The sequence below is a fragment of the Metabacillus niabensis genome (assembly GCF_902829255.1).
Classification (GTDB): domain Bacteria; phylum Bacillota; class Bacilli; order Bacillales; family Bacillaceae; genus Metabacillus; species Metabacillus niabensis.
Map to the genome: position 1 here is coordinate 1 of NZ_CADEPK010000287.1, position 8339 is coordinate 8339.

The 8339-nt window shown below is 34.0% G+C and carries 8 protein-coding genes and 1 other annotated feature; of the genes, 1 reads left to right on the plus strand and 7 read right to left on the minus strand.

Translation table 11 applies throughout. The annotated features are described in order from the left end of the window. Together HU235_RS16695 and HU235_RS16700 are read right to left on the minus strand one after the other, a co-directional pair. Nucleotides 1–363 (minus strand): molybdopterin-dependent oxidoreductase (locus HU235_RS16695; RefSeq protein ID WP_174880935.1); only part of this gene is annotated, 363 nt, incomplete at its 3' end. After that, on the minus strand, nt 360–1535 hold the full coding sequence (locus tag HU235_RS16700) for an MFS transporter (protein ID WP_174880936.1): 1176 nt from the start codon (nt 1533–1535) through the stop codon (nt 360–362). The genes HU235_RS16695 and HU235_RS16700, both read right to left, overlap by 4 nt. Before the next feature lie 286 nt (nt 1536–1821). On the opposite strand from HU235_RS16700, the gene HU235_RS16705 reads away from it, so the two are divergent. Beyond that, nucleotides 1822–2565 carry an Mrp/NBP35 family ATP-binding protein gene (locus HU235_RS16705; RefSeq protein WP_307190804.1) on the plus strand — a complete coding sequence of 248 codons (744 nt, stop codon included), beginning with the start codon at nt 1822–1824 and terminating at the stop codon, nt 2563–2565. 58 nt (nt 2566–2623) lie between these two features. On the opposite strand, the gene HU235_RS16710 is transcribed toward HU235_RS16705, so the two are convergent. The 5 genes from HU235_RS16710 to HU235_RS16730 all read right to left on the minus strand — a co-directional run bounded on the left by HU235_RS16710 (nt 2624) and on the right by HU235_RS16730 (nt 8187). Further along, complete coding sequence (locus HU235_RS16710) at nt 2624–3340, minus strand: YwiC-like family protein (RefSeq protein ID WP_174880938.1); 717 nt, start codon at nt 3338–3340, stop codon at nt 2624–2626. 294 nt (nt 3341–3634) lie between these two features. Next, on the minus strand, nt 3635–5338 hold the full coding sequence (locus tag HU235_RS16715; RefSeq protein ID WP_095300094.1) for a 2-isopropylmalate synthase: 1704 nt from the start codon (nt 5336–5338) through the stop codon (nt 3635–3637). A gap of 117 nt (nt 5339–5455) precedes the next feature. Continuing rightward, nucleotides 5456–5714, minus strand: a binding site (T-box leader). A 242-nt stretch (nt 5715–5956) separates the two neighbouring features. After that, the gene (locus tag HU235_RS16720) at nt 5957–6610 is read right to left on the minus strand and encodes a peptidylprolyl isomerase (RefSeq protein ID WP_174880939.1); all 654 of its coding nucleotides are present in this window, start codon (nt 6608–6610) and stop codon (nt 5957–5959) included. 127 nt (nt 6611–6737) lie between these two features. After that, nucleotides 6738–7709 carry a phosphotransferase enzyme family protein gene (locus tag HU235_RS16725; protein ID WP_174880940.1) on the minus strand — a complete coding sequence of 324 codons (972 nt, stop codon included), beginning with the start codon at nt 7707–7709 and terminating at the stop codon, nt 6738–6740. A 223-nt stretch (nt 7710–7932) separates the two neighbouring features. Continuing rightward, nucleotides 7933–8187 carry a hypothetical protein gene (locus tag HU235_RS16730; RefSeq protein ID WP_174880941.1) on the minus strand — a complete coding sequence of 85 codons (255 nt, stop codon included), beginning with the start codon at nt 8185–8187 and terminating at the stop codon, nt 7933–7935. Nucleotides 8188–8339: the final 152 nt, after the last annotated feature.

Sequence of the window (8339 nt, forward strand, 5' to 3'; positions counted from 1 at the left end):
GCCAAAGACTGAAAGTGCGTCATTACCACTTTCATGTTGGATTTTTTTGAAATTCTCTTCGATGACATCTAGTGCCTCTTCCCATGAGGCTTTAATAAATTTTCCATTCTTTTTAATTAATGGAGTAAGAATCCGATCGTCGTGTTCAACCGTTTGATATGCTGTAACACCTTTTGGACACATTTTTCCATTGGTAACAGGCCAATCATATCTTGGCTCAACTCCGACGACTTTTCCGGTTTTTTCATTAACTCGTATATGCATTCCACATTGCATCCCACAATAGCAACAATGTGTTGTAACTAATCGTTCACCTGGTTTATGAAGATTTTTAATCCCTTCTTTAACAAAATATTGGCTCATTTTCTTTCTCCTCCATCATTATTTTTAAGCTGTTGCTTAACATGTTCCGGAAGTCCGTAATAATCAACAGATCTCGGTTTACCGAAGCCAGTCATATGCATACCATTCATCGTTAAAATAGGATTTGTTTCATCTTGAATCGGTTGTTCCATATTTAACTGCTTCATAACGCGAATTTTTCTCCTGCATGCTAGGCAATAGTCTGATAAGTAAGTTCCATCCTCGAACTGTAAATCAAATTGTTGAACAGCAAGTATTGCTTGAACATCTTCTATTTGATCATCAGAGCTATATGCCGCACCGCAAGAATGACATGGTCTTGTATCAACCTTTACATGCTCCTGGTAATTCATAGGTACTGCAGTTGCCAACGGACGAATCGGTAAATGAAATAATTTTCCGAATGGGAAATAAATTAGCATGATAACAACTGTAACTTGATGGAAAAGTGTTAAATAATGGTGCATCCATCCATCTAACAGCACATATGAAACAGTTAAAGCTAACCCACTTACAGTAACCGCTAATAAAAGAAACAATGGAAATAAGTCAAATTCCGCTCTCTGTGTCACCTTTACATCATTGGAAACAATTCTTCTAAATAAAGCCATAGAAACACCGATTAATACCATGAGAGCTGTAATATTTAAGCCGTTATAGATTAATTCTGCGATGATTCCATGTGCAGCCATTTCAATCGTTTTAACCCCCATTACAACAATCACATATGTATCTGGATCGACTAATTCAAAATGCATCCATCCAAATGTTAGCCCGAATGTAATGGCAAATGAGCCAATACAGCCCCATGCAATAAGAAAATGAGTAATTCCTCTGTAAATGCCACGCTTAAATATGAATTTTTGTAAGAAGATGTTTTCAAAAGCTGTTTTTAAAATAGACTGGATATTTCGTTTTGCTCTTTTTTTCGACTTAAGATTTTTCATGCTCCTTTTTACAACCTGTCTTGTTGCAGGTCGAATTAGCCAAGCGCACATCCGAATTGTTAGTCCTATTGCAAATATTAATGATGAAATGAAGTAGCCTAATAAGGCCATATCGAAATGTAATAGCTTTTCTGTCCCTATCCAAACTGTAAAAAATAAAAATAAAATAACAAAAAAGGAATACTTACTTGTTTTAGAATAAAATGTTCGTTCAAATCCTTTCAAAATATTCTCCTCCATTTTTAAATCTAACTGGTAACTTCATAAGTAAACATGCTCATGTAACGATTGCATTCTTAACTTTTTTCATTCTAAGGGAATGACTTAAAGGAGACTGTGAAAAATATCACAGAGCTATTCGGCAATTATAGTCAAAATAGAAAAAGATAAGAAATTTATTTGAACGATTGTTTAATAGATGATTTAAATTTGCAGTGCTTCTTTGCATTCGTTGTATTTTTATATGCTCAAGGACAATATCAATCTATACTTTTTTAATGAGGTGTTTAATATGATAAACGGTTCTGCGATTTCGATAACAAGTGGAAAAGGAGGTGTCGGTAAATCAACGGTTTCTGTCAATTTAGCAATTGCTCTTGCGAATATGGGGAAAACAGTTGCTTTGATTGATTTGGATATTTATGGGTTTAGTATTCCGAAGATGATGAAGATCATAAATCGACCGAAAACAATCAATGGGAAAATCATTCCGCTCGAATCACATGGAGTAAAAATCATGTCAATGGGATTTCTCATAAAAAATAACGAGCCAGTTGTATGGCGTGGTCCTATGTTAGGTAAAATGGTTGAGCATTTTTCATACGATGTGATGTGGGGTGATTTAGACTACGTATTATTTGATATGCCACCTGGTACTGGAGATGTCGCTTTAGATTTGCACCATCTCATTCCACAAAGCAAAGAAATCATCATCACAACCCCTCAGGAAACTGCTTCACATGTCGCAGAGAGAGCAGGTGTGATGGCGAAAAAAGCTAATCATGAAATTATTGGAGTTGTTGAAAATATGGCATATTTTAAGCCTAATGACAGCGAAAGACACTATTTTATATTTGGCCAAGGTGGTGGGCAAAAGTTGGCTGACAAGCTCCAAGTTAATTTGCTAAGTCAACTTCCAATTGAAGAGGTGAATATAAATACGGAAACACCTAGCATTTATCAAGAAGGAACATTATTGTATTCCTCCTTTCAAATGTTAGCAAAGCAAGTTGATGAGATCATTAAATATCAGTAATGAAAAGACTCGTATTCATATGTCTTCAAAATGAGAAGAATGAATTCGAGTCTTTTAACTAAAAAACTAGGAGTAATACAGATAAAAAGATAACTGAATTTATAATTTCTAAAATACCAACTTGCATAATTGTTGGTTTACGTCCAACAAGTAAAAAAGCTCGAATTGTACTTGGAATATACGCGAGAATAATTTGTTTTTCTTCTACTAGTAAAAAAATTCCTACTATTAAAAGAAGATGATAGCACCAAGAATAATAATGGAATCGTCTGTTTTTCTTTTCCCTAATCATCGTTTTCACATAAAAGGTACTTCCTAGAAAAAATAAAAATGATAACAAGGCAATGAAAAATGCCTCTTTATTAAAGTACCCTGTTCCTAAATAAAAACTTGCTATCCCACCAATGCAGAAAACACAGATTGCAATTACATCATTTACAAATGCCCTTTCTTTCTTTTTCTTTTCAAAATAAATATTAATGAAGAAAAAGGGAACCATAGCTAAACCAAACAAAAGCATTTGCCATTTGAAAATGAGAACAAAAACTAAGAAAACAAGAGCAAATCCTAAATAAATACTCGACCATTTAAAGTAATACTCTTTTTTCTTTCCCTTTACATACATTAGGATCGGATATGTTGCTAAATACAGACTTAGCCACCCTATAAATAAAGGAATGTGTAAGAATGAAAATCCCCCTGCATCGCTCCCTAAAATAAAGGGAATGATTAACATTGCCCATGCACCGTGTTGTTTTGGAAGTAATAATTTCATTTTCTTTAATCACCAGCTTATAAATTTACTATAAAACTATCTTATCGTAGCGATAGAATCAAAAATGTGATGAACCTCACGATCTGTTTTGTTGAAGTGAAGAGATAAGGATTTTGAGTTGATATAATTGGAAAACATACAACTAACTAGCTAAGTATTGTAGACTCCAAGATGGATAATTAATGTGACTCTAACATAAATTTTTTGATAAGCAACAATACCGGTCTTATTGAAGAAAGAACTAGAAAACCCATTTAGAGACTTACTCCAAATGGGTACAAAGTATTTTCCTTCTTATTTACTCGTAATAAAATGCCCTTCCTTAGATGTCAAATGTGTATTTGCAGTTAATTTATTTACTGCGCTAAACAACGCTTTTACAGATGAAGTCATGATGTCAACATCTATACCACAGCCCCAAAAGACTTTTCCATTGTCATCTGTAATGCCGACATATGAGACCGCATTTGACTCTGAGCCTAGCTCTTGTGCATGCTCTTTGTATACAAGATTATGATAGTTCACTCCTAGCTTCGTACGAAGGGCATTGCTAATTGCATCTAATCTACCATTACCTTCACCGTTTAATTCCTGTTCTTCTTCGTTAATTTTGACGGTAACTACTGTTTGATAATCGTCGTGCTTTGTAAAATGATAATTGACAAACTCGATTGGTTTAGAAAGATTCACAAATTCATTTAAGAAAATTTGATGGATTTCTTCTGGCATTAGCTCTTTATTTTGGCGATCTGAGACATTTTTTACTGTGTAACCAAACTCTTCACGCATTTCTTTTGGTAAATCAAGTCCAAATTGCTGCTCGAGTAAATAGCCGATACCACCTTTTCCTGATTGGCTATTAATACGGATTACATCACCTTCATACTCTCTTCCTATATCCTTTGGATCAATCATTAAGTAAGGAACTGTCCAATGCTTACAATCATTTTCCTCACGCCATTTCATACCTTTTGCAATCGCGTCTTGATGGGAACCTGAGAAAGCGGCAAATACTAGTTTTCCACCATATGGTTGTCTGTCATCTACCTTCATCTTTGTCATACGTTCATACACTTCAATTATCTCAAGAATATTTTCAAAATTCAGCTTTGGATCAACACCATGTGAATACATATTTAAAGCAAGTGTAACAATATCAACATTCCCTGTTCTTTCACCATTTCCAAACAAAGTACCTTCGATTCGTTGTCCTCCAGCAAGAATTCCAAGCTCTGCATCTGCAACACCACTTCCTCTGTCATTATGAGGATGTAAAGATAAAATGACATTTTCCCGATAGTTTAAATGGTCACTCATATACTCGATTTGACTTGCATAAACGTGAGGCATTGAAAGCTCGACAGTTGCAGGTAAATTAATAATCACTTTATTGTCAGCTGTTGGCTTCCATACATCTAAAACACTGTTGCAAATTTCTAAAGCAAATTCTAGTTCAGTACCTGTAAAACTTTCCGGAGAATATTGAAATTGGAAATTCCCTTCTGTTTCTGCCGCGTATTTTTCTAAAAGCTTCGCACCAGAAACGGCAATTTCAATGATTTCTTCTTTTGATTTTTTAAATACTTGTTCTCTCTGTGCAACTGAAGTTGAATTGTATAAATGTACAACTGCCTTTTTTGCACCTTTTAATGATTCAAACGTTTTCTTAATAATATGGTCTCTTGATTGTGTTAGGACCTGAATTGTCACATCGTCTGGAATAAGGTCTTTTTCAATTAATGTCCGCAAAAATGTATATTCGGTTTCAGAAGCTGCAGGAAAACCTACCTCTATCTCTTTGAAGCCGATTTTTACAAGTAATTGAAAGTATTCAAGCTTTTCTTCAAGAGTCATCGGAACGACTAACGCCTGATTACCGTCACGTAGGTCAACGCTACACCAAATTGGTGCTTCTGTAATATACTCTTTTTCAGTCCATTTTAAGCTTTTAACTGGAGGCATAAAATATCCTCTTGTATACTTTTCAACATTTTTCATTTTTTTAAGACACCCTTTCAAATTCGAATTGATTGATCATTGATTATTCATATATTTAAGGGGCAAATACACCCAAAAAGAACTAAAATAAACGCAAAAAAGCCTTTCATCTCCATTTCTAGAGACGAAAGGCTGTTATCAGCTTACGCGGTACCACTCTAATTCACACCTTGTGATGTGCACTTTGGTAGATACAATCGTACAAATACTATGTATCCTCCTAATATAACGGTTAGGCACCGTCTCCACCTACTCTAATAAATATTTCAGCGAGCTACTTCAAGGTGAGTTCAGATTTTTCTCACGACTGTTTTCCACCAACCAACAGCTCTCTGTGCGTTAAAAAAATCTTACTAGTCCTTTTCAATGTATTTAAATATTTAGAATATTATATCAAGTGAATCATCTGTTTACAAGTGAATATTCAGGAATTCTTTTTGATCGTATTGGCAATCCGTCTTATATCTATGAATGTAGTTTTGCTTAATTAGTTATATTGTATCTTAACATAGGAAAAAAAGGAACGAAATATTCAAAATTAATTTAATATTTTTGCTAATATTATGATTTAAAAAGCAAAAAACCGTCAAACACTGTTGACGGTTTTATACCTTCTCCCTATTCGATCTTTTTCGGTTCGGGGTAAACAATCCCGAAAGTATCGACGATGATGTCTTTAATTTTTTGTTCTTTTAATGGCTTCTCACCATCTCTCTCAACTGATACTATTTCGTCCACAACATCCATACCTTCAATTACTTTACCAAATCCGGCATATTCACCATCTAAATGTGGTGCATCAGCAACCATAATAAAAAATTGGGAACCAGCTGAATCAGGTGCTTCTGAACGAGCAATTGAAATAACGCCGCGTTCATGTTTTAAATTATTTTCATAACCATTTGAACTAAATTCACCTTTTATTTGATAATCAGGTCCTCCCGTCCCATCTCCATTCGGATCTCCGCCTTGAATCATGAAGTCAGGAACGACTCTGTGAAATGTTAAACCATTATAAAAACCTGAATTTGCAAGGGAAATAAAATTATTTACCGTATTTGGAGCAATTGCTGGGTATAATTCAACCTTTATTATCTTATTATTTTCCATCGTAATCGTTGCAACGGGGTTTTTCTCAATAACCTGCTCTTCCTTTTTTTGCGTAGAACTACTTGTTGTCTTATCTTCTGTAATGCTCGTCCCACAACCTGCAACTAGGAATAGGATGAATCCCACAAGTAAAGCAAGACTTACTTTCGAAAATTGCTTCATCATAAAACTTCCTTTCTCAATCTAACAATCTATACAAGCATTTTACGATTATCATTCATTTCGTTCAAGTAGTAGGTGTGTTTAGAGACGAATTTATAGGGAAAACCATATTTCAATGATCGTTTTATCATTCGAGATTTTGTTTATGTTGAACCAATTCTTCCATAAAGGTAGAAAGACTTTGTTCGTTCATCCATCCTGTGCCCCATACATCTTCATTGCGAATTAAAGTTGCGAAAAACCAAATTTTTCTTATCATAACAAATTGATCCAATAGTTGAAAATTTATGCTATTAAGGAAATATTGGTCTTTGTAACCACTTAGAAAGGCCTTTTCACATTCTTTTGCAGTATGAGGGTAATTTGAGCGCAAATTCCAAACAAATACCGAGAGATCATAGGCTCGATAACCGTAACTACAACAATCAAAATCAAATATTTCCAACTTTCCTTGATCAATATGCATATTAAAATTATGAAAATCTCCATGGCAAAAACCATAATCTAGGTCAGAAGTGGCAATTTGACCTTTTAATTCTTCTACAAACATCTGGAGAAAGTCGATTAGCTTAGGTTTTATAAGGTTTATTTGTACATTGTTTTTAATAATTTCGAATGGCTGTTCTAATAAATAATCGAGGTTTAATTCAAATGTTCTTTGTGAAGTTGAATGAAATGAATTCATTCTTTTATGTATTGCCCCTAATGCTTCTCCTATCAGATAACAATTATCTGGATGAATATCAGGTCTCTCCCCTTTAGTATAGGTAAATAATACACCAAACCTTACTCCTTCTGGCTGATTAAGTTCACTTAGCCATTCGCCATCCTTTCTTTTGAGCGGTTTAGATACTGGAAAATTTGTTGCAGTTAATCGGTTAAGTGCATCAATTTCATATAAAACATCGCTTTTTTGTCTCCAATTGTGGCGGTAATTTCTGAAAATGTATTTCGAATCTGTTGTTGTTACGATATAGATATCGTTTAGCCCTCTAGTTCCTAATTGGCAATCCACGATTTCCCCTATATCAAAATTTTTCATAAGAGAGATTACGGATTCATTTGCAATGAGAGAATGTCTTACGATAATCTTTTCCAATTTACACTTACCTCTTCCTTTTTATTTTCTTCTATTATAAATGTAAACTAGTTCGTTTTTTAAAAAATAAAGATGACCTAGCGTGCACCCTTTCTAGATTTCGCGACGAAGGGTTCAGACACTAGGTCATCCTTTGTTTAGCTTTCATATCCGTAATATTTACGTCATCCTTCAGGTTGCCTGAAACATTTAAATGGTTTTGCATCTGAAAGAATGTGCTTCCTTATATTTTTTTAAAAACAGCAGCTTTTGTTGGGTATTCACCATTTTCCAATTCAATGATATGAGAAAAAATGTACACACAGCCAAGTCCGTCAATATCAAAAAGTGTCATTTCCATAAAATCAGTGGGTAGTTCGTGTAAATGCTTCAAAATGAGTTCATTTTCAGTTTTAAAAGAAAGGTCTCCTTCTTGTAAGTAATGGACATATGGATTTGTATCAAGACGATTTTCAAAAGGAACATTCATAAAATTCATTTAAAAGCACCTCACAGTATAGTTTTCTGTATTTTCTGATTATTTATATCATACACGATGCGAATCAATTTGAAAACTATTTTTTAAAAATTTTTAGTTGAAATTTTTACCACTCCTCTTTTCTTATAATCTATTATTTTATTCCCTAAAAC

Bases quoted from the DNA above. Each gene is read 5' to 3' on its own strand.
- HU235_RS16705 (WP_307190804.1), top strand. From the start codon at position 1,822: ATGATAAACGGTTCTGCGATTTCGATAACAAGTGGAAAAGGAGGTGTC.
- HU235_RS16710 (WP_174880938.1), bottom strand. From the start codon at position 3,340: ATGAAATTATTACTTCCAAAACAACACGGTGCATGGGCAATGTTAATC.
- HU235_RS16715 (WP_095300094.1), bottom strand. From the start codon at position 5,338: ATGAAAAATGTTGAAAAGTATACAAGAGGATATTTTATGCCTCCAGTT.
- HU235_RS16720 (WP_174880939.1), bottom strand. From the start codon at position 6,610: ATGAAGCAATTTTCGAAAGTAAGTCTTGCTTTACTTGTGGGATTCATC.
- HU235_RS16730 (WP_174880941.1), bottom strand. From the start codon at position 8,187: ATGAATTTTATGAATGTTCCTTTTGAAAATCGTCTTGATACAAATCCA.